Origin of the sequence: Polynucleobacter sp. UB-Raua-W9 (assembly GCF_018687435.1) — a bacterium.
Lineage (GTDB): Bacteria > Pseudomonadota > Gammaproteobacteria > Burkholderiales > Burkholderiaceae > Polynucleobacter.
In genome coordinates, this window is sequence record NZ_CP061290.1 from 1,764,028 (window position 1) to 1,784,083 (window position 20,056).

22 protein-coding genes are annotated in these 20,056 nt (G+C 45.8%); 11 read left to right on the plus strand and 11 right to left on the minus strand.

Annotated features, from left to right (window positions below; all coding sequences use genetic code 11):
- Positions 1-7: 7 nt before the first annotated feature.
- The 8 genes from argB to gatC form a co-directional block, all read right to left on the minus strand.
- Positions 8-910, minus strand: a complete 903-nt coding sequence (argB, locus tag AOC07_RS09000; RefSeq protein ID WP_215357590.1) for an acetylglutamate kinase — start codon at positions 908-910, stop codon at positions 8-10.
- A gap of 12 nt (positions 911-922) precedes the next feature.
- Positions 923-1,300, minus strand: a complete 378-nt coding sequence (gene dksA / locus AOC07_RS09005) for an RNA polymerase-binding protein DksA (RefSeq protein ID WP_215294376.1) — start codon at positions 1,298-1,300, stop codon at positions 923-925.
- A 223-nt stretch (positions 1,301-1,523) separates the two neighbouring features.
- Positions 1,524-2,588 carry a GTP-binding protein gene (locus tag AOC07_RS09010; RefSeq protein WP_215357592.1) on the minus strand — a complete coding sequence of 355 codons (1,065 nt, stop codon included), beginning with the start codon at positions 2,586-2,588 and terminating at the stop codon, positions 1,524-1,526.
- Positions 2,589-2,657: 69 nt separating this feature from the next.
- Positions 2,658-3,659, minus strand: a complete 1,002-nt coding sequence (locus AOC07_RS09015) for a tyrosine recombinase XerC (RefSeq protein WP_215357594.1) — start codon at positions 3,657-3,659, stop codon at positions 2,658-2,660.
- Positions 3,640-4,314 carry a DUF484 family protein gene (locus tag AOC07_RS09020; protein WP_215357596.1) on the minus strand — a complete coding sequence of 225 codons (675 nt, stop codon included), beginning with the start codon at positions 4,312-4,314 and terminating at the stop codon, positions 3,640-3,642. The genes AOC07_RS09015 and AOC07_RS09020 overlap by 20 nt, the downstream gene beginning before the upstream one ends.
- A gap of 11 nt (positions 4,315-4,325) precedes the next feature.
- Positions 4,326-5,795: an Asp-tRNA(Asn)/Glu-tRNA(Gln) amidotransferase subunit GatB gene (gene gatB, locus AOC07_RS09025; RefSeq protein WP_215358552.1), complete on the minus strand. Its 1,470-nt coding sequence runs from the start codon at positions 5,793-5,795 to the stop codon at positions 4,326-4,328.
- Positions 5,795-7,312, minus strand: a complete 1,518-nt coding sequence (gene gatA, locus AOC07_RS09030; protein WP_215293355.1) for an Asp-tRNA(Asn)/Glu-tRNA(Gln) amidotransferase subunit GatA — start codon at positions 7,310-7,312, stop codon at positions 5,795-5,797. Before gatA ends, gatB begins: the two co-directional genes overlap by 1 nt.
- The gene (gene gatC, locus AOC07_RS09035; RefSeq protein WP_215294378.1) at positions 7,309-7,602 is read right to left on the minus strand and encodes an Asp-tRNA(Asn)/Glu-tRNA(Gln) amidotransferase subunit GatC; all 294 of its coding nucleotides are present in this window, start codon (positions 7,600-7,602) and stop codon (positions 7,309-7,311) included. The genes gatA and gatC overlap by 4 nt, the downstream gene beginning before the upstream one ends.
- 60 nt (positions 7,603-7,662) lie before the next feature.
- Between gatC and AOC07_RS09040 the strand changes: the two genes are divergently transcribed.
- From AOC07_RS09040 to rodA, 5 genes are read left to right on the plus strand one after another with little or no spacing between them, the layout of a single operon-like run.
- Complete coding sequence (locus tag AOC07_RS09040) at positions 7,663-8,706, plus strand: rod shape-determining protein (RefSeq protein ID WP_215293356.1); 1,044 nt, start codon at positions 7,663-7,665, stop codon at positions 8,704-8,706.
- 24 nt (positions 8,707-8,730) lie between these two features.
- Positions 8,731-9,666, plus strand: a complete 936-nt coding sequence (gene mreC / locus AOC07_RS09045) for a rod shape-determining protein MreC (RefSeq protein WP_215293357.1) — start codon at positions 8,731-8,733, stop codon at positions 9,664-9,666.
- Positions 9,663-10,187: a rod shape-determining protein MreD gene (gene mreD / locus AOC07_RS09050; RefSeq protein ID WP_215293358.1), complete on the plus strand. Its 525-nt coding sequence runs from the start codon at positions 9,663-9,665 to the stop codon at positions 10,185-10,187. The genes mreC and mreD overlap by 4 nt, the downstream gene beginning before the upstream one ends.
- 8 nt (positions 10,188-10,195) lie before the next feature.
- Positions 10,196-12,103, plus strand: a complete 1,908-nt coding sequence (gene mrdA / locus AOC07_RS09055) for a penicillin-binding protein 2 (protein ID WP_215293359.1) — start codon at positions 10,196-10,198, stop codon at positions 12,101-12,103.
- Positions 12,085-13,236, plus strand: a complete 1,152-nt coding sequence (gene rodA / locus AOC07_RS09060; RefSeq protein ID WP_215357597.1) for a rod shape-determining protein RodA — start codon at positions 12,085-12,087, stop codon at positions 13,234-13,236. The genes mrdA and rodA overlap by 19 nt, the downstream gene beginning before the upstream one ends.
- Positions 13,237-13,322: 86 nt before the next feature.
- Here the strand turns inward: rodA and AOC07_RS09065 are convergent, their stop codons facing one another.
- The gene (locus AOC07_RS09065; protein ID WP_087908896.1) at positions 13,323-13,607 is read right to left on the minus strand and encodes an HU family DNA-binding protein; all 285 of its coding nucleotides are present in this window, start codon (positions 13,605-13,607) and stop codon (positions 13,323-13,325) included.
- A gap of 113 nt (positions 13,608-13,720) precedes the next feature.
- On the minus strand, positions 13,721-14,086 hold the full coding sequence (locus AOC07_RS09070; RefSeq protein ID WP_215294379.1) for a hypothetical protein: 366 nt from the start codon (positions 14,084-14,086) through the stop codon (positions 13,721-13,723).
- Positions 14,087-14,244: 158 nt separating this feature from the next.
- Between AOC07_RS09070 and AOC07_RS09075 the strand changes: the two genes are divergently transcribed.
- A complete protein-coding gene (locus tag AOC07_RS09075; protein ID WP_251369728.1) occupies positions 14,245-15,141 on the plus strand; it encodes an aspartyl/asparaginyl beta-hydroxylase domain-containing protein in 897 nt (298 codons plus the stop codon).
- Here the strand turns inward: AOC07_RS09075 and AOC07_RS09470 are convergent, their stop codons facing one another.
- Positions 15,142-15,438 carry a DUF167 domain-containing protein gene (locus tag AOC07_RS09470; protein ID WP_215357598.1) on the minus strand — a complete coding sequence of 99 codons (297 nt, stop codon included), beginning with the start codon at positions 15,436-15,438 and terminating at the stop codon, positions 15,142-15,144.
- 22 nt (positions 15,439-15,460) lie between these two features.
- Between AOC07_RS09470 and can the strand changes: the two genes are divergently transcribed.
- Genes can through AOC07_RS09105 form a run of 5 tightly spaced genes read left to right on the plus strand, consistent with a single transcriptional unit; the run spans position 15,461 to position 20,020 of the window.
- Positions 15,461-16,126: a carbonate dehydratase gene (gene can / locus AOC07_RS09085; RefSeq protein ID WP_215293363.1), complete on the plus strand. Its 666-nt coding sequence runs from the start codon at positions 15,461-15,463 to the stop codon at positions 16,124-16,126.
- 7 nt (positions 16,127-16,133) lie between these two features.
- A complete protein-coding gene (locus AOC07_RS09090) occupies positions 16,134-17,033 on the plus strand; it encodes a lipid A biosynthesis acyltransferase (protein WP_215357599.1) in 900 nt (299 codons plus the stop codon).
- A 25-nt stretch (positions 17,034-17,058) separates the two neighbouring features.
- Positions 17,059-17,811, plus strand: coding sequence for a metallophosphoesterase (locus AOC07_RS09095; protein WP_215357600.1), 753 nt, complete (start codon positions 17,059-17,061; stop codon positions 17,809-17,811).
- Positions 17,812-17,815: 4 nt separating this feature from the next.
- The gene (locus AOC07_RS09100; protein WP_215357601.1) at positions 17,816-19,234 is read left to right on the plus strand and encodes a protein kinase; all 1,419 of its coding nucleotides are present in this window, start codon (positions 17,816-17,818) and stop codon (positions 19,232-19,234) included.
- 48 nt (positions 19,235-19,282) lie between these two features.
- Complete coding sequence (locus AOC07_RS09105) at positions 19,283-20,020, plus strand: pseudouridine synthase (protein ID WP_215357602.1); 738 nt, start codon at positions 19,283-19,285, stop codon at positions 20,018-20,020.
- Positions 20,021-20,056: the final 36 nt, after the last annotated feature.

The window sequence follows — 20,056 nt, forward strand, 5'->3', positions numbered from 1 at the left end:
GATTTAGTTACCTTGAGCGAATCATCGTACCGAATGCTTGCTCGGTCAGAATTTCTAGCAATAAGGAGTGTTCAATGCGGCCATCAATGATGTGTACTGAATTCACTCCACTCTTTGCTGCATCTAATGCAGAAGAAATCTTTGGCAACATACCACCAGAAATAGTGCCATCAGCAAACAAGGCATCGATTTCCCTTGCGGTTAAATCAGTGAGCAGCTGCCCATCTTTATCCATAACCCCAGGGATATTGGTCATCATGACCAATTTCTCAGCATGCAGAATTTCAGCCATCTTGCCAGCTACCAAATCTGCATTGATGTTGTAGGCTTGACCTTCTTCGCTAAAGCCAATCGGGGAGATCACCGGAATAAAGGCGTCGTCTTGCAAGGCTTTGACAACGGCTGGATTAATAGCTTCAATTTCACCAACAAAACCGATGTCAACCATTTTGCCTGGCTCTTTATCGCTAGGAATCATCATCTTCTTGGCATGAATGAGTCCCCCATCCTTACCAGTCAAGCCAACTGCCTGACCGCCAAAGTGGTTGATGAGCATGACAATATCTTGCTGGACTTCACCGCCAAGAACCCACTCCACCACTTCCATGGTTTCATCATCGGTAACGCGCATACCCTGAATAAAGGTTCCGGTCTTGCCGATCTTTTTCAAAGCCTCATCAATTTGTGGTCCGCCACCATGAACAACAACAGGATTCATGCCAACCAATTTCAATAAGATCACGTCGCGCGCAAAACTTTCTTTAAGGCGCTCCTCAACCATCGCATTTCCGCCGTACTTAATAACAATAGTCTTACCGTGATAAGCGCGGATATAAGGTAAAGCTTCAGCAAGAATCTCCGCCTTTAATAAAGGAGAGATGTCACTAAGAGTAGGCAAATGCTTGGTCATCGCAAAGAAAATCTATTCGCCAAATAATTTTTGGCGGAGTTCGCGACGCTCTTGAGCCTCAAGAGATAAATTGGCTGTAGGCCTTGCAATTAAACGGTTCAAGCCGATTGGCTCACCAGTTTCTTCACACCAACCATAGTCACCAGACTCAATGCGCGCCAAAGCTTGCTCAACCTTCTTAAGCAACTTACGCTCACGATCACGCGTGCGCAATTCCAATGCATGCTCTTCTTCAATCGTTGCACGATCAGCCGGATCGGGAACCAAAATATTTTCACGAAGGTGTTCTGTGGTCTCCGAAGCATTCTTCAAAATGTCTTCTTTAAGGGTTAGCAATTTTTGACGGAAAAAATCTAACTGTGCTGCATTCATGTAGTCCTTGTCAGACATTTTGAGCAATTCAGCTTCAGTTAATGGCGCACCTTTTACAGTCTTAGTGCTCGCAGCCTTGCTACTAGCTTTAGCAGCAGTTGCTGGTTTTGTTGCTGTTTTTACCGTCATCTCATTCTTTCCTGGATTTGAAGCATTATTGCCCCATTCTGCCAAACTTTTATTACCCTTTAACCAATATTTGCCAATATTGACCGTGGCGGCGGATTGTACCCGAAACTTTCTACGCCAAACATCCCTCAAGCCCTGCCAGCAGGGTGTCCTTAGGCAAATCAATCCCTATGAAGACCATGCGGGTTTGCTTGGGTTCGGAGCCCCATGGACCGGCTAAATCGCTACCCATCATCTGGTGAACCCCCTGGAACACGACTTTTCGGTTGCTGCCCTTCACATAGAGCACCCCTTTGTAGCGCAACATCTTCTCGCCAAAGACCTCTAAGATGCCCCCCAGAAAGTCTTCCAACTTTTGATGATCAAAGGGTTTATCACTACGAAAAACGAAAGATTGAATGCGGTCTGTGTGCCCTGCATGACCGTGATGCTGGTGGTCATGGCTATGGTCGTGCCCACAGGTACTATGGTCATGATCCTGACTGTGGTCGTGCCCACAATGCTCATGATCGTGATCATCCTGCTCCAAAAAATGTGGGTCAATATCTAGCTTGGCATTCAGATTGAAGCCCTTAAGGTCTAAAACCGCATGAAGAGGCACTACACCCTTTGAAATGCCAGCAATAGGCGCCCTAGGGTTCATATGCATCAGGCGGTTACGCAGAGCATCAACTTCAGCTGGCGTTACAAGATCAGTCTTAGTCATAAAAATCTGATCGGCAAAACCTACCTGACGTTGCGCCTCCTCATGCTCAGTTAGCTGATGTGGGCCATGTTTGGCATCCACGAGGGTAACAACAGCATCTAAGACGTAATGGTCGGCAACATCGTCATCCATGAAAAAGGTCTGCGCCACTGGGCCAGGGTTAGCGACACCAGTCGTTTCAATCACAACACGATCAAAACTAATTTTCTTATCTTTGCGCTGCTCCCAAAGCGCATTCAAAGCCTCAACGAGATCGCCACGAATCGTGCAGCAAATGCAACCATTGCTCATTTGGACGATGTTTTCTTCGTGATCTTGAACCAAAATATCGTTATCAATATTCTCCTCGCCAAACTCGTTCTCAATCACAGCAATTTTTTTGCCGTGGTCTTCGATGAGGATGTGTTTGAGCAAAGTGGTTTTGCCGCTTCCTAAGAAGCCAGTCAAAATAGTTACTGGGATTAATGCCATGAATGATCCAATCAAAATCTAGAAGTAATACATTTCCCAAGCGAGAAACCCACTATCTTACCCAGTTCCTTAATCTTTACCAGCCTTTGCGCGGGGATGTGCTTTATCGTATGCCTGGGCGAGGTGCTGAAAATCTAATGACGTATAAATCTGGGTACTAGCAATACTGGCGTGCCCCAACATTTCTTGTACAGCCCGTAAATCTTGGGAAGATTGCAAGACATGGCTAGCAAAGGTGTGTCGCATCATGTGGGGATGTACATGGGTGGGCAAGCCAGCACGCATTGCTAAATTACGTAGACGGGCCTGAACTGTACGCGGTGATAAACGCTTTCCGGTTGCCGACAGAAAAAGTGCATTGGATTGCTCGGTAAAGCTACTCACATTCCGAATTTGCCGCCACGCATTGAGCGAGTGCATTGCGGGACCCCCAACCGGTACCGAGCGTCTCTTGCCACCCTTACCCAAGACAGTGACTTCGGCAGCATCCCAATCCAACCAACCTGCAGATTCATGTTGGCGATCTTTGCTTTGCATCACATCAATACCCAATAGTTCTGAAAGACGTAAACCTGAGGAGTAGAGCAAATCAATAATCGCTGCATCCCGAGTGGATTCCAAATCTTTTTTCTCTTGCGCCTCTCTGACAGCCTGGTTGACTAGGGCCAGCGCTTGCTCAACCGATAGGGCTTTAGGTAGGGACTTTAAGCGTTTAGGGGCCTTCACATCATCAACTGGATTGGCCACTAAATTACTGGCCACCTTACCAGCATGCGCATCTCGCCTGGCATCTTTCTCTGTTAACCAGTTGTACCAACCACGCCATGCCGAAAGTGCTCTGGCAATACTTCTAGATGACTTGCCTTTGGAATGCAAACGACCAGCCCAACGACGAACATGGCCATTACTAACCTTTAGTAACTCAATAGAGTCTTCAAGAGCAAAATTTTGTAGATCGCTTAGATCCATGCCGTACGCTTTGAGCGTATGTGGTGAGAGTTGACGCAACACATGTAGCTCGTGCAAATACTCTTGCACGAGGGGATGAAGATCAGCCGCCTGGAATGTCATAAGCCTGGATACGATCCAAAGCTGCGGCAGTTAGTTCTGCAATCTGACGCAAATAGAAAGCGCCCATATCTGCTGTGAAACGGGTTTCGTCTTTGCTGGCCAATAACAGTACTGCAGGCGATTGATTTGCGCCAATACTCTTACCCAGTGGCAAACCGATGGCTACCATGCTTTGCCACTCTGGATCAATGGTGGTTTGACACGCCAGCAAATCTACACTCGCCGCCGCAAGCTCTTTAGCTGAACCGCAAAGCGGTGTATCAATCCAAGGGCCAAATACAGAATTAGGCGATAACAATTGCGCCGATTCAACTTCAAATACCTCAGCCAACCCAGAAATGATCGCAGTCTCAACGTCGGACTTATTGTTAGCCTTCATTAAACGTAGTAGCCAAGCAACTAAGCTCTGCTGGGTTTTATCGTTACGGCTACCAAAGTGCAACATCTCACTCAAACGACGATTGAGTTCTTGATTTTGAGTGCGCAACACGGTCATCTGCCGTTCTTGCAATGAGATCGTACGATCTTCATGTGGATGCTTAATGCGAATCTCATTAAAGAGGTCTGCGTAGCGATCAAAGAAGCCGGGGGTTGCCTTCAACCACTCGGCAACCAACTCTTCTTGCTCGACCTGTTTTGGATCTATTGCACTCATCAATGTCTTTCTTAACTTAGTTTTTTACGCAAGAGTTCATTTACCTGAGTAGGGTTCGCCTTGCCTTGCGATGCCTTCATAATCTGACCAACAAGTGCATTGAACGCCCTCTCTTTGCCAGAGCGGAACTCTTCGACTGACTTTTGATTGGCTGCAATCACTTGATCAATGATGGCCTCAATAGCTCCACCATCACTAATCTGTTTGAGGCCCTTAGCATCAATCACTTGATCGACAGTGCTTATTGCCTTACCAGCAACAGCCTCGTCCCACAAAATTGCAAAGATATCCTTAGCGATCTTATTAGAGATAGTGCCGTCTGACACACGGGTGATTAATGGGGCTAGATGCTCAGCCTTCAGTGGCGCATCAGCAGTTGCAATCCCCGCACGATTTAGGGAAGAGGCAAATTCACCAGCAATGAAGTTTGCAGCGGCTTTGGCTAAAGGCTTACCCACAATCGTCAATAGCTCCACAAATACTTTTGCAGTATCGCGATCTTGTGTCAGTAATTGGGTGTCATAAGCGCTCAGACCATAGTTTGCTTGCCATTGCTCGCGAAGCTGCGCAGGAAGCGCTGGCATCTTGCTGCGCACTTCTGCAATCCACGCATCATCAATCATGACCGGCAGCAAATCAGGGTCTGGGAAATAGCGATAATCGTTAGCATCCTCCTTACTGCGCATACTACGTGTTTCACCGCGATCAGGATCGTATAAACGAGTCTCCTGAACAACTGTCCCGCCATCTTCGATCAACTCAATCTGGCGACGCACTTCGTATTGGATTGCCTCTTCCAAGAAGCGGAAAGAATTCAAATTCTTAATCTCGCAACGCGTACCAAATTCTTTTTGCCCCATTGGACGTACAGAAACGTTGGCATCACACCGGAAGGAGCCTTCCTGCATATTGCCGTCACATACCCCTAACCACACTACTAGGCTATGCAGAGCTTTTGCATAGGCAACTGCCTCTGCAGCGCTACGCATGACAGGCTCTGTAACGATTTCTAAAAGTGGGGTGCCAGCACGATTCAAGTCAATGCCGCTGGAGGGCTCGCCATGAGGCCCAAGAAAACCCTCTTCATGAACAGATTTACCTGCATCTTCTTCCATATGGGCGCGCGTTAATTCAACAATCTTTATTGCGTCATCAACCAAGATTTCAAGATGGCCGCCCACCACCACCGGAATTTCCATCTGGCTAATTTGATATCCCTTGGGTAGGTCTGGATAGAAGTAATTTTTACGCGCAAAGATACTTGCTGGTGAAATCTTTGCCCCTACTGCCAATCCAAAACAAATCGCGTGCTCAACGGCCTGGCGATTAAGCACGGGCAACACTCCTGGCAAAGCTAAATCCACTGCGCATGCTTGTGTGTTCGGCTCTGCGCCAAAGCGCGTACTAGCACCACTAAATATTTTTGAGTTGGTTTTTAGTTGAGCGTGGGTCTCAAGACCAATAACGACTTCCCATTGCATCATGCCACCCCACTAGCTTGTCGCAAATGCCAATCGGTGGCTTGTTGATATTGATGCGCCACTTGTAACAGGCGCGCCTCAGAAAAGTAATTACCAATCAGCTGCATACCGATTGGTAAATTATTTACATTAAATCCGCAAGGCGCACTCATTGCTGGTAGTCCCGCTAAATTAGTTGAGAGCGTATAAATATCTTCTAAATACATTTGCACTGGATCTTTTGACTTTTCGCCTAAGCGCCAAGCTACATCAGGTGCAACGGGCCCTAGAATCACATCACACTCTTTAAATGCTGCCTGAAAATCAGCTGCAATAATGCGACGAATTTTTTGTGCCTGCAGGTAGTAAGCATCATAGTAGCCGTGGCACAGCACATAAGTGCCAATCAAGATACGGCGCTTGACTTCCGCACCAAAGCCTTCGGTACGAGACTTCTGATACATATCACCAAGATCTTTGTATTCACTGGCACGATGGCCATAGCGCACACCATCAAAACGGCTCAAGTTACTCGACGCTTCTGCTGGCGCTAATACGTAATAGACTGGTATAGATAATTTTGTTTTAGGCAAGCTAACTTCAACTAATTTTGCACCCAAGCCTTCTAGAGCCTTCGCAGCTTCATTGACAGACTTCGCAACATCGCTTGCCAAGCCTTCGGCGAAAAATTCTTTTGGCAAACCAATCCGCAACCCTTCTAATGGTTTCGCAGAATTTGTGCTGCTCTCTTGCCAACTTTGATTGAGATAACGACCATAGTCTTCACCTGAATCCGCGAGGGATGTCGAGTCGCGTTGATCATGCGATGACATTGCAGATAGCACCAGAGCACAATCCTCGGCAGATTTGCCCATAGGGCCAGCCTGATCCAAAGAGGAGGCGTAGGCAATCATGCCGTAACGAGATACGCGCCCATAACTAGGCTTAATGCCCGTAAGACCACAAAATGCTGCTGGTTGACGGATGGAGCCGCCAGTATCGGTGCCGGTAGCAATCGGCGCTAAGCCAGCTGCAACGGCAGCAGCAGAGCCACCCGAAGATCCACCAGCAACATGGGCTGCATTCCAAGGATTTAATACAGGGCCATAGGCGGAGTTTTCGTTCGAAGAACCCATGGCAAATTCATCCATATTGGTCTTGCCAAGGCAAACCATGCCAGCACCATGGGGATTGCTTTCATCAGGGATGCCAAGATTAGCAACCACCGTAGCATCAAAGGGGCTTTGATAGTCAGCCAGGATTTTGGAGGCAGCAGTCGTGTTCCAACCGCGAGTTACAAAGACATCTTTGTGCGCTATTGGAATGCCAGTCAACTTGCCACCTTTGCCAGATGAAATTAACTTATCTGCCTTATATGCTTGTTCTAAACTTAAGTGAGCATTCACATCCAAATATGCATTCCACTGCTTTCCAGCCTGAATTCGGTCTAAAAAGTACTGGGTTAATTCGGCACTAGAAATCTCTTTAGCGGCCAGAGCTTTTGCCATAAGCACAATGGGGGTGTTGTGCCAACTCATTCAATCACCCTCGGAACTAGGAAGTAGCCATCCTGCTGGGCCGGGGCTGACTTCATATTCTCCGCACGGCAATCAGGCTCACTTACTTGGTCCTCCCGCATTGGTTGTGCCAAGTCACGCAAAAAGAGGATGGGGTGGGCAAGGGGCTCCAGCCCGGTGGTATCGACAGCCTGCATTTCCTCTACCAGCGAAAAAATAGCCTGCAACTGAGGTAAAACTGCCTCAGCTTCTGCCTGATTTAACTCAAGCCTAGAAAGGTGCGCAATGCGCTGGACATCATCAAGATTCATGGGGCGTAGAGTATCATTCCGATATATTTTCATTAATAACTTCTATTTTCCCACTACATCATGTTTAGTTTTTTTCGAAGCTACTTTTCCAATGACCTAGCCATAGACCTAGGAACGGCCAACACCTTAATTTATATGCGTGATCGGGGTATTGTCCTCGATGAGCCTTCGGTAGTAGCGATTCGCCAAGAAGGTGGACCAAATGGCAAAAAAACTATTTTGGCAGTCGGAAAAGAAGCAAAAGCGATGTTAGGTCGCGTTCCGGGGAATATTGAAGCAATTCGTCCCATGAAAGACGGCGTTATTGCCGACTTCACCATTACCGAGCAAATGCTCAAGCAATTCATCAAGCTTGTGCACGAAAGCAAATTATTAAGGCCAAGTCCACGCATCATCATTTGCGTTCCTTGTGGATCTACCCAAGTTGAGCGTCGTGCAATTCGCGAATCTGCATTAGGCGCCGGCGCTTCACAAGTATTTTTAATTGAAGAGCCTATGGCTGCTGCAATTGGTTCTGGCCTACCTGTTTCCGAAGCTGCAGGCTCAATGGTTGTTGATATCGGCGGCGGCACAACTGAAGTTGGTGTGATGTCATTAGGCGGCATGGTTTACAAAGGCTCTGTTCGCGTTGGTGGAGATAAATTTGATGAAGCTATTACCAATTACATTCGTCGCAATTATGGAATGTTGATTGGTGAGCAAACTGCTGAATTGATTAAGAAAACAATTGGCTCCGCTTTCCCTGGAGCAGAATTGCGCGAGATGGAAGTTAAGGGACGCAATCTTTCTGAAGGTGTACCGCGCAGCTTCACCGTAACGAGCAATGAGATTCTTGAAGCGCTAACCGATCCGTTAAATCAAATCGTGACCGCAGTTAAAGCAGCGCTTGAACAAATTCCACCTGAGCTAGCGTCTGATATTGCTGAGCGGGGAATGATGCTTACTGGTGGTGGCGCCCTATTGCGCGACCTTGACCGCCTCTTGCTAGAAGAAACTGGCTTACCAATTCACATACCGGAAGATCCTTTAACTTGCGTTGCTCGTGGTTGCGGTATTGCTCTTGAGCGCATGGATAAGTTAGGCGGAGTGTTCTCGCACGAGTAGGCGACATACACGTCGATCAGGGCATTGCAACATAGCGCTCCTCCACTTTTTAGACAGGGCATTCCAGCCTTACTTAAACTGATTGTCTGTCTATCGGTCGGCATTGCTTTGATGCTGATCGACTTTCGCTTTAAAGCACTCGATCCCATCCGCAATCATGCGAATTGGGTATTGCGTCCACTTGAATACATCATGATGGCCCCACGTAATGCTTATGAGGTAACTTCAGAATATTTCACCACTCGCTCAACGCTTGAACAAGAGAATCAGACAATGAAAGTTCGCCAAGCCGAACTTTCATTGCTGGCGAATCAATCCGAATTCTTGCTGATTGAGAATCAAAATTTACGCGAGCTGATGTCCCTGCAAAAACAAGTTTCATTCGAAACCTTGCCTGTTGAAATTCTGTTTAATCCACCCAATCCCATTTCACAGCGCATTGTGATTAATCGCGGCAGCAATGATGGTTTAAAGCTAGGCAACCCAATTGCTAATGACGCCGGCATACTCGGGCAGGTAGTTCGGCTATATGAGCGTTCAGCCGAAGTATCGCTATTGGAAGACCGTGACTTTGCAGTTCCGGTACAAGTTGCCCGAAATGGACTTAGAGCAGCCGTTTTTGGTGCTGGCCGGGGCAATCCATTGGAGTTGCGCTACTTACCTGTTGCTAGCGATTTAGAGGTTGGTGATATCTTACTCACCTCTGGTATTGATGGCGTTTACCCACCAGGTTTTGCAGTAGCGGTTATTAGCAAAATTGAGCGTAACGCTGACAAAAACTCCTCTAACGTATTTTGCATGCCAGTGGCAGCAGTCAATCGTTATCGTCAAGCACTAGCCTTTTTATACGACCCGCAATTTGATGCTAAGGCCCCAATAGTTAGCAATAAACCCTCATCAGGTACGCCCTTAACCAATAATCCAGGTCGTCGTCAAACTCGGGCGCGAGGAATGCAATGATTGATATTCAAAGCGGTTACATCCTTCGCCCAGTAAGCCCGGTGTTTATTTATTTCAGCTTGTTTTGTGCGCTATTGCTCAATTTTTTGCCGCTTGGAAACTTCGGCTGGGTGCCAGATTGGCTAATCATCTGCATCATATTTTGGAATATTCATCAGCACCGCTATGTCAGCGTATTCTCGGCATTCTTCTTGGGCTTGATGATGGATGTACACAATTCCGATTTATTAGGATTGCACGCCTTTAGTTATTCACTAGTCGCTTACATCGCCATTTCTTGGCATCGACGCATTATTACGCTCCCTCTATTATCACAAGCTCTGCATCTTCTACCGATATTCCTGCTGGTTTCATTGTTTCCCGTATTGGTGCACTGGCTACTGAGCGGGGAGTTATATTGGTGGGCCTTAACGGGCGCTATTCAAGCCATCGTCGAAGCACTACTTTGGCCACTAGCAACTCACGTCTTATTGGCGCCCCAGCGAAGACCGATTGATGTTGATCATAATCGGCCACTCTAAGAGCTTGTATGGTTTCTTTTAAAAAACCGGATCTCGATTCGTTTCAAGAACGTATTCATATTGCCGCTTTATTTGTAACATTTTGTTTCTTACTTTTAGTAACTCGCCTAGTGTGGCTGCAGCTCATCAGTCACGGTAAATATGCCTTGTTGGCCGAAAGCAATCGCATCGCTCTAGTCCCGGCCCCAGCAAATCGCGGCTTAATTATTGACCGTAACGGCATTGTGATTGGCCGAAACTATTCGGCCCTCACTTTAGATGTGAACGCAGAGGAAGCTAGGGAGAATATAGATCAGCTCATTAATAGCCTTTCTGAAATTATTGATATCTCCCCTAGAGATCGCCGTAACTTCAAGCGCTCTCTGGAAGATTCCAGAAATATGGGCACATTTCCCTTACGCTCCATGCTGAATGAGGCTGAAACTGCTCGTTTTATGGCTAATCGCTACCGCTTTCCAGGGGTTGAGATCCGGGCCAGGAGCTTTCGCGAGTATCCCTATAACGAATTAGCATCCCATTTAATTGGCTATATCGGTCGTGTTTCCCAGCGCGACAAAGAACGTATGCAGGCTGAGATTGAGAGCTCTAAAGTAGATGACTCTGACGCTCTTCAAACCTCTTTTTTACCCGGCATTCAGTACGTTGGAAAGATTGGTCTAGAGCAAAGCTATGAGAGTGTTTTACGTGGTGTCCCCGGTTACGACCAAGTGGAAATTACAGCGGGTGGCAAACCGGTAAGAACGCTTTCTAACTCTCCATCTGTACCAGGTAAAAACATTGTGCTCTCGGTTGATATCAAATTGCAATACTTGGTAGAGCAACTCTATGGCAATTTCCGCGGTGCATTTGTTGCTATCGAGCCAGAAACAGGCGATGTCCTAGCCTTCGCTTCTAAGCCCAACTTTAATCCAAATGATTTCGTTGAGGGCATTGATTCGGTAACCTGGAAAGAGCTTAATGACTCCCCACAAAAACCGCTCTATAACCGCCCGCTTAAAGGAATTTATCCGCCAGGCTCAACCTATAAACCTTTTATGGCGCTTGCTGCTCTAGAAAACAAAAAGCGTACGCCCTCACAATCTATTTTTGATCCAGGTTATTTCGACTTTGGTAATCACACCTTTCGCGACGACAAAAAAGGTGGTCACGGCACCGTAGATATGCAAAAGTCAATTGTTGAGTCTTGTGACACGTATTACTATATGCTCGCTCGCGATATGGGTGTAAACATGATGCATGACTTCATGAAGCCACTCGGGTTTGGTCAAATTACCGGCATTGATTTGCAAGGCGAAGCTAAAGGTGTACTACCTTCAACTGAGTGGAAGAAAAATACCTTCAAAAAACCTGAACAGCAGAAATGGTACGAAGGTGAAACGATTTCTTTAGGTATTGGTCAAGGCTATAACGCGTTCACTATTCTGCAATTAGCGCATGCAATGGCCAACGTAGCTAATAACGGTATTGTGATGAAGCCGCACCTAGTAAAAGCAATTGAAGATCCATTTACTCGTAACAGGGTTTTAACAACACCAAAAGAAAGCTATCGCATTGACCTGAACCAAGAAAATATTGAGATCGTCAAAAAAGCGATGGTCGAAGTAAATAACTCTGGAACATCTGCAGCCGCCTTCAAAGGGGCTGGATATCAGGTTGGCGGCAAAACCGGTACTGCGCAAGTTTTTAGTTTAAATTCAAAAGACTATAAACATGGATCTACTGCAGAATTTCTGCGAGACCACGCTTTATATATTGCATTTGCTCCTGCAGATAAACCCACCATCGTGATTGCAATGGTGGTTGAGAACGCAGGTTTTGGTGCGCAATATGCAGCGCCGATTGCGCGAAAGGCGCTTGACTACTACATTGAGGGCAAGTGGCCTAAGGAGATTCCTGAATGGAAAAGAGCCCCTTAATCAAAATAAAAAGTTTTTTCTTTGGCATATTTGCTGGGCTTGATCGCCAGCTAGGCCTTATTCTGCTTGGCTTGGCAATGGTTGGCTTTTTTACATTTCTATCTGCGAGTCAAAATACGCCCGTACAAATCGCAGATGAGTTGCGCAATCTTGCACTCTCATTTGTGGTGATGTGGATCGTCTCTCGCATTCCACCAAAGTGGTTAGAAATGGGTGCCGTTTGGATCTATGGCTTTGGTGTTGCATTACTTGTCGCAGTTGCTGCATTTGGCTTAATTAAAAAAGGTGCGCGTCGTTGGTTAAATATTGGCATTGTTATTCAGCCATCTGAAATCATGAAAATTGCGATGCCACTCATGCTCGCTTGGTACTTCCAAAAGCGCGAAGGCATTCAGAAGACTTGGGACTACGCTGTAGCATTAATTATTTTGGCTATTCCCGTTTTTCTAATTGCTCGTCAACCCGACTTAGGGACAGCACTCCTTGTCTCTGCCGCAGGACTCTACGTGATCATTCTGGCCGGTTTGCCATGGAAATGGATTTTGCCTTTTGTTGGTATCGGCGTTTTTGGAATTCTGCTCATTATTATTTTTGGCAGCACAATTTGTGCGCAAGATATAGTCTGGCCCCTGGTACACAACTACCAAAAGCACCGTATTTGTACCTTGCTAGATCCCAGCAGTGATCCGCTTGGAAAAGGCTTTCATACCATTCAATCCATGATTGCCATTGGCTCAGGCGGCTTTTTCGGCAAAGGCTGGTTTCAGGGAACTCAAGCCCATTTGGAATTCATTCCAGAAAAACATACTGACTTTGTATTTGCAGTCTTCTCGGAAGAATTTGGCTTGCTTGGCAATCTCATATTGATTACCCTTTTCTTTGCCCTTATCAAGAGAGGTTTAGCAATCTCGGCAAGTGCGCCCAACCTTTTTACTCGTTTATTGGGCGCCTCAGTAACCCTCATTTTCTTTACTTATGCATTTGTCAATATTGGCATGGTGAGTGGCCTACTTCCGGTTGTCGGAGTTCCACTACCGTTTATTAGCTATGGTGGAACGGCCCTAGTGACCCTTGGATTTGGTGCTGGCATATTGATGAGCATTCATCGCCATCGCCGCCTTGTGCAAAGTTAATTTAAAAATAGTTAGCTTGATTTTTTGAATTCTTGAAGGAATAAAAAAGCCCGGCATGCCGGGCTTTTTTATCAAGCAAGGAAGAATTACTTCTTGCGCTTGTTAACTGAATCCTTAAATGCTTTACCAGCAGAAAACTTCACTGTTTTAGCTGCAGCGATTTTGAGTGGCTCACCAGTTTTTGGATTACGGCCCATACGAGCTGCACGCTTGCCAGATGCAAATGTACCGAAACCGATCAGTTGTACTGAATCGCCCTTGGTAACAGCTTTGATGATGTTCTCAATTGCTGAATTCAATGCAAATTCAGCTTTTGCTTTAGAGATCTCCGCGTCGTCAGCAATCGCTGCGATTAGTTCGGCTTTGTTCAAGTGAAGCTCCTTATAGATATTGATGTCAGCGCACATTACGCTTACATGATTTTAACCACAAAAAATTACAAAAATAAAGCTTCGTTGCAGCAATTTTTTAATTCCACTACAAATTACTCATCCAAAACAACTATATCGGAAACAAAATATTCTGTGTCGCCAAAACAATTTGTAGGCAAGCCAATATGCTGTTCATATTTTAGGGCTACCTTTTTTCCTAAGTTAGCATTTATTTTTTGCGCTACGGCATCTTCACGCACCGTAAAGAGGAATTTTTCTGACATAGTGCCAGGCATGGAAACCATCGCCAACTCACCTTCCCAAGTTTTACATATGTAGCCACGATTCGAAAATTTCTGCACATATCCTGCACGCTCGCCACTTCCATAGCTCCAAGTGAGCATCACCCATGTGTATGCCGAAACACCCACTAGGCCAATTAAAACAAGGCTTAAGAGCCCCTTTATAAACCTATTCATACGATCATCCTTAGTCAATGTCCACATAAACCCTAACTGGGCGCCGGAAACTATCTTCTTTCAGTATATGAGCATCCCCCGATAAGAAATAGTCCATCAAGAGCCTACAGACAAATTAAAATGTTGCCAGTTACCTCACATTGGCAATCTCCATGCAAATTCGACACATTGTGTTTTTTATTTTTGTAGCCTCAGCTATTTATGTTTATTTTAGAGGCAAAGTTCGCTTTGGGATCGTGAGATCACTTATGGACTACCAGGTGCTTTTAGCTCCCGTCAATACGCTTTTATATTTATTTTCCAAAGTAAAAGCAAGTGCTTTTATTCCTGTAAGCCAATTTCCAGAAATGAAGCTTTTACAAGATAACTGGGAAATGATTCGCCAAGAGGCGCTCTCATTAAATGCAGATGGCGCTATTGCAGCAGCAACCGGCTATAACGACATTGGCTTTAACTCCTTCTTTAGGACAGGTTGGAAGCGTTTTCACCTCTATTGGTACGGAAAAGACTTACCCTCTGCGCAAGCGAACTGCCCTAATACAGTGGCGCTCCTCAAGTCCATACCAAGCGTTAAAGCAGCGATGTTTGCCTCTTTGCCCCCAGGGGCAACACTGGTGCGCCATCGCGACCCCTACGCAGGATCTTTGCGCTATCACATTGGCCTTGTTACGCCAAATGATCCCAAGTGCTTTATTGAGGTTGATGGGGAGCGCTATTTTTGGAAAGATGGCGAACCTGTCATGTTTGATGAAACCTACATTCACTTCGCTGCAAATGAAACTGATCATCAACGCATCGTTTTATTCTGCGATGTTGAGCGCCCCGTTTATACGAAAGTAGTGCGATGGATTAATCATTGGTTTGGTCGCTATGTTATGAGCGCAGCAGCATCCCAAAATGTTGCAGGTGAAAAAGTTGGATTTGTAAATGTCGCATTTAAATACTTCTATCACCTCAGAGCGCAAGCCAAAAAGCTGAAAGCTTCACATCGCAGCGTTTATTACATTGGCAAATGGGTCTTAATTTTGGGAATCTTGTGGGCGATCTTTTGGTAGCTAGGGTTTAAGTGTCTCAATAATCTGCTGAAGACTAATCGGCGCCCAGATTTCCACCCGCTTCTTTCGACTATTTTGCCCAGAGATAAATTGAATTTGTTTTTGAGGAATCTTGAGTTGCTTCGAAAGCCAGGCCAACAGAAGCTCGTTAGCCTTATTTTCTAGGGCGGGTGCTTGAAGAGAAATTTTTAGGCAGCCATCGTGTAAACCCGCCACTTTGGTGAGCTTTGCCCCTGGCTGACAATGCAGATTTAACGTAATTCCGTTAGGGGTTTGTTTTAGCCAAATAGGAGTCATTAAAGTACTTTAAACTTAAACCATGATTATGAAGAGCTCTAAAACATTAGATCACCTATTTGCTAACAATCGCGCATGGGCTGAAGGGATGATCGCCAAAGACCCCGATTTCTTTAAGCGCCTAGTAAACCAACAAGCCCCAGAATACCTTTGGATTGGCTGTGCTGATAGTCGCGTACCCGCCAATGAAATTGTTGATCTTTTGCCAGGTGAGCTATTTGTTCATCGCAATGTAGCCAACGTGGTTGTTCATACAGACTTAAATTGTTTATCTGTAATTCAATTCGCAATTGACTTATTGAAAGTCAAACATATCTTGGTAGTTGGGCACTATGGTTGCGCTGGTGTACATGCCGCACTGAGTGATCGTCGTGTAGGTCTTGCTGATAACTGGTTGCGTCATGTTAAGGATGTGCACCAAAAACATGAGCGCTACTTGGGTGAAGTTTTGCCAACACCCAAACGTCAGGATCGTTTATGTGAGCTCAATGTGATTGAACAAGTCGTCAATGTATGCGAAACCACTATCGTTCTAGATGCTTGGGCCCGCGGCCAAGATCTTACCGTGCATGGCTGGGCTTATCGTCTTGATACAGGGCTTGTAAAAGATTTAGGAATGTCTTGTAGCTCTACTGAAGAGATGGAAGTTCGCTACAAAAAAACTTTAACCCGTTACGACTCCGAATAATCCGCATTTGCTCAAATCATTTTCTAATTACGCAGTAGTTGCTTTTCTGAAGCTCCTTTCCCTGTTGCCCTATAGACTTTTGGTGTCGATTGGCTATGGCCTTGGTTACATTGCTGCCCGCATTCCGGGGGATCGAAATCAGGTTGTAAAGACAAACCTGCAGCTGTGTTTTCCCAAATTGAATAATGTGGAGATTGATCTGTTGCGCAAAAAACATTGGCGCCTACTTGGTCGAAGCCTGGTTGAGAAAAGTATTATTTGGTTGGGCAGCAAGCAACAGCTGGCCGATATGATTGAAGTGAAATCAGCCGTAGACCTAGCGAGTAAAAAACCCCGGATTTTAGTTAACATGCATTTCACCGGCATTGAGGGCAGCATTATTTTGAGCGCTCTTGCAAAACAAAATCATTGGCCGCGCACTTCTGGGTTTTTTCAAAGAATGAAAAGCCCCTTCTTCAATCAGAAAATTATTGAATGGCGTAATCGTTTTGGTGGCAATTCAATTGATCGGCAAGGGAACTCAAAAGAAATTATTCGGGAGATTCGTAATGGCGACTTCATTATCATTGCGCCAGATATTGACCTTGGTACAAAAAATTCCGAATTCGTTCCTTTTTTTGGCATTGAAACCAATACCATTACTGCGGTATCACGTCTAGCCAAAATTACCGGGGCTGATGTTTGTCTGATGACAACCACTTTAAAGTCAGATGAATCTGGCTACCTTTGTGAAATCAGCAAACCCTTGGAAGATTTTCCGGGGCCCGATCCCAAATCAGATACTGCTCGCCTAAACCAATATTTTGAAAAAGAAATTCGCCTGCGCCCTGCTGAATACTATTGGGTTCATAAGCGCTTTAAAAATCCTCCTGGCAACGAAGCCAATCCCTATAAGCCTTCTATCTAAAGGTCTTTTAACCTATCATTGAGGGATGAGTGAGCGTATTGGGCTATTTGCCGACCTTCATAGCAATCTAGAGGCTTACGAGGCCTGTATGACCAGGGCTGAAGAACTTGGCGTAAACCGCATGGTCTTTTTGGGAGATATTGTTGGGTATAACGCTGATCCCGTAGCCATCATTGATCGCATTGCCGAATTGGTAGAGGCGAAAAAAGCAATTGCTGTATTGGGCAACCATGATGAGGCCATCTATAAAGATAGTCACAAGCAAATGAATGCCAGCGCAAATACCGCCATCGAATGGACTAAGACCCAGCTAAAAGAAAATCATATTGAATTTCTGAAAAATTTACCGCTGATAGTGAACGAGGAAAAAATTTGTTTTGTGCATGCTTCTGCTCAAAATCCTGCCGATTGGAACTACGTCACCGATAGCATGAGCGCCTGGCATTGTGCCCAACACTCCGGCAAAAACTATACCTTTGTAGGGCATGCGCATGAACAGGCTCTTTTTTATCAAAGTGCCGTTGGGAAATTAATTCGATTTGCACCCCATCCCGGCGATGAAATTCCAGTCTTACAACATCGCCAATGGGTTGGGGTTGTTGGTTCCCTTGGTCAACCAAGAGATGGAAATCCAGAAGCCTGCTTTGCAGTTTTTGAGCCCGAAACTGAAGTGCTGACATTTCATCGCACTCCATATGATCATTTTTCTGCTGCAGAAAAAGTTCGCCGCGCTGGACTTCCAGAAGACTTAGCCAATCGCTTAATTACTGGCAAATAAATCAATGCCAATCAACACAGATATTGAAGCAGTAGATGACATATTTCAAGAGGGTAAAGTAGTTGATGGCTTTGTATTGGGAAAAGAAGTTCATAGAGGTGGTATGGCGAGTCTTTTCTCGGCCACAAAAGAAGGAATTAATGGCCCCATCCTAATTAAGATACCTCGAGTAGGAAAAGATCAGCCAGTTGAGAGCTTAATTGGTTTTGAAACAGAGCTGACCATTCTGCGCTCGCTGAAAAGCCCCTATGTTCCAAAGTTTTTAGGTGCGGGAAATATGGCAACTCGCCCTTACATCGCCATGGAAAGGGTTGAGGGTCGGCCACTAGAAGACCTCATTCAGGAGGGCAAAGTTTTTACGATTGATGAAGTGGTTCGCATTGGCGCCGATCTCGCACAAGCAGTTCAATCACTGCATTCGCAAGATGCAATCCATTTAGATATCAAGCCAGAAAATATCCTGATTGATGCCAAAGGTAAATTAACGCTGATTGATTTTGGTCTATCGCATCATGAGCGCTATCCAGATTTACTTGCAGAGGAAATGCGCAAGGGAATTGGCTCTGCGCCCTATATCTCTCCCGAACAAGTAGCTGGCGTACGGTCTGACTCACGCAGTGATATTTATTCCATTGGTGTGATTATGTATGAACTACTCACTGGTGAGCTGCCTTTTGGCAACCCTCAAACCATGAGTGGCCTCAGAAGACGTATGTGGGCAGAGCCCTTTCCGCCACGCGCGATTCGTCGAGAAATTCCCCGTTGGCTACAAGAGGTAGTTTTGAGATGTCTAGAGCCGCAAGCGGCGGGTCGTTATCAAAGCGCTACCCAACTACGACAAGTATTACGAGATCCTGAGGGTATCAGAATTACAGAACGTGGTGAGCGAGTAGAGCCACCCAGCTTTTGGCAAAACCTGAAGGGCATCTTTAGAGCGGCGGGCTACGAACCCTCTCCAAGTCCTCGTCCTAGTATGGGTAACTACGATGCCCAGTTGATCATTGCCGCAATTGATACCCGACAATCTGATCAAGACTTACGAGAACGCATGCAAGTCACCGCCAAAAACGTATTGCTTGCCTATCCCGAAGGTCGTTTAATTTGCCTGAGTACTATCGCAAGCACCCCGACCTATGAGGGCAATCATGAAAGCGAAACTGCAAGCGGTATCGTGCGGGGACACTTAGTTCAGCTAATGGAGTGGGCTAAACCCCTCAAGCTTCCTCCAGAAAGAATTTCTTATCACGTTCTGGAAGCGCTTGATCCTGCCGCACGGATTGTGGAGTTTGCGAAAGACAATGATGCGTCTCTCATTTTGATTGGTGCATCACACAAACCCCCTAATAAGGTCGCGCCCTGGAGAACCTCCATGACAAAGATTGTTGAAGAAGCGCCTTGTAGCGTTCATATTGTCCGCACCTAAAAAATCTGCTTTAGCGCCTGGTGCGAGTAATTACCGGATAATGGAGATATGGAAGAAAAAGTACGGGTTTCTAAACTGCTGTCAGAGTTGGGCTTATGTTCACGTCGTGAAGCAGACTCCTATATAGAGCAAGGCTTAGTCACTATTGATGGCGAAGTAGTCAATGAGTTAGGAGTTCGCGCTTATCGGCATCAAAAAATTGAATTGCAATCTGGTGCTAAAGCACAACAAGCTTCTCGCATTACTGTAATTCTGAATAAACCTGTTGGCTATATCTCTCACTATGATGATGAGCAAGAATACCAACCAGCAGCCTCCTTAATCACGCCTGATAATTACTTTGCCAGCCCACTTGATAGAGGCCGCAACCCTCGCTTTAACACTAAAGGTCTAGCGCCTGCAGGTAGGCTCGACATTGACTCAACTGGGATGCTGGTACTAACCCAAGACGGCCGCATCGCCAAGCTATTGATTGGTGAAAACAGTCCAATTGAAAAAGAATATTTAGTTCGCGTTGAAGGCGCGCTTTCCTTTGAAGACTTAGATCGGCTGAAACATGGCTTGTCTCTAGACGGTGTTGTGCTCAAGCCAGCACAAGTGAGCTGGCAAAATGAAGATCAACTCCGATTTGTTTTGCGCGAAGGCCGTAAGCGCCAGATTCGTAGAATGTGTGAAATGGTTGGGCTCAAGGTTATTGGCCTAAAGCGCGTCAGAATGGGGCGCATTTCACTGGGGCCGCTGCCCCCAGGTCAATGGCGATTTATAAGGCCTGAAGAGCAATTCTAGGCAGCCTAGCGCGCTTATAATTGCCTCCAAACTAGA

Bases quoted from the DNA above. Each gene is read 5' to 3' on its own strand.
- argB (WP_215357590.1), bottom strand. From the start codon at position 910: ATGACCAAGCATTTGCCTACTCTTAGTGACATCTCTCCTTTATTAAAG.
- dksA (WP_215294376.1), bottom strand. From the start codon at position 1,300: ATGTCTGACAAGGACTACATGAATGCAGCACAGTTAGATTTTTTCCGT.
- AOC07_RS09010 (WP_215357592.1), bottom strand. From the start codon at position 2,588: ATGGCATTAATCCCAGTAACTATTTTGACTGGCTTCTTAGGAAGCGGC.
- AOC07_RS09015 (WP_215357594.1), bottom strand. From the start codon at position 3,659: ATGACATTCCAGGCGGCTGATCTTCATCCCCTCGTGCAAGAGTATTTG.
- AOC07_RS09020 (WP_215357596.1), bottom strand. From the start codon at position 4,314: ATGAGTGCAATAGATCCAAAACAGGTCGAGCAAGAAGAGTTGGTTGCC.
- gatB (WP_215358552.1), bottom strand. From the start codon at position 5,795: ATGCAATGGGAAGTCGTTATTGGTCTTGAGACCCACGCTCAACTAAAA.
- gatA (WP_215293355.1), bottom strand. From the start codon at position 7,312: ATGAGTTGGCACAACACCCCCATTGTGCTTATGGCAAAAGCTCTGGCC.
- gatC (WP_215294378.1), bottom strand. From the start codon at position 7,602: ATGAATCTTGATGATGTCCAGCGCATTGCGCACCTTTCTAGGCTTGAG.
- AOC07_RS09040 (WP_215293356.1), top strand. From the start codon at position 7,663: ATGTTTAGTTTTTTTCGAAGCTACTTTTCCAATGACCTAGCCATAGAC.
- mreD (WP_215293358.1), top strand. From the start codon at position 9,663: ATGATTGATATTCAAAGCGGTTACATCCTTCGCCCAGTAAGCCCGGTG.
- mrdA (WP_215293359.1), top strand. From the start codon at position 10,196: ATGGTTTCTTTTAAAAAACCGGATCTCGATTCGTTTCAAGAACGTATT.
- rodA (WP_215357597.1), top strand. From the start codon at position 12,085: ATGGAAAAGAGCCCCTTAATCAAAATAAAAAGTTTTTTCTTTGGCATA.
- AOC07_RS09070 (WP_215294379.1), bottom strand. From the start codon at position 14,086: ATGAATAGGTTTATAAAGGGGCTCTTAAGCCTTGTTTTAATTGGCCTA.
- AOC07_RS09470 (WP_215357598.1), bottom strand. From the start codon at position 15,438: ATGACTCCTATTTGGCTAAAACAAACCCCTAACGGAATTACGTTAAAT.
- can (WP_215293363.1), top strand. From the start codon at position 15,461: ATGATTATGAAGAGCTCTAAAACATTAGATCACCTATTTGCTAACAAT.
- AOC07_RS09095 (WP_215357600.1), top strand. From the start codon at position 17,059: ATGAGTGAGCGTATTGGGCTATTTGCCGACCTTCATAGCAATCTAGAG.
- AOC07_RS09100 (WP_215357601.1), top strand. From the start codon at position 17,816: ATGCCAATCAACACAGATATTGAAGCAGTAGATGACATATTTCAAGAG.
- AOC07_RS09105 (WP_215357602.1), top strand. From the start codon at position 19,283: ATGGAAGAAAAAGTACGGGTTTCTAAACTGCTGTCAGAGTTGGGCTTA.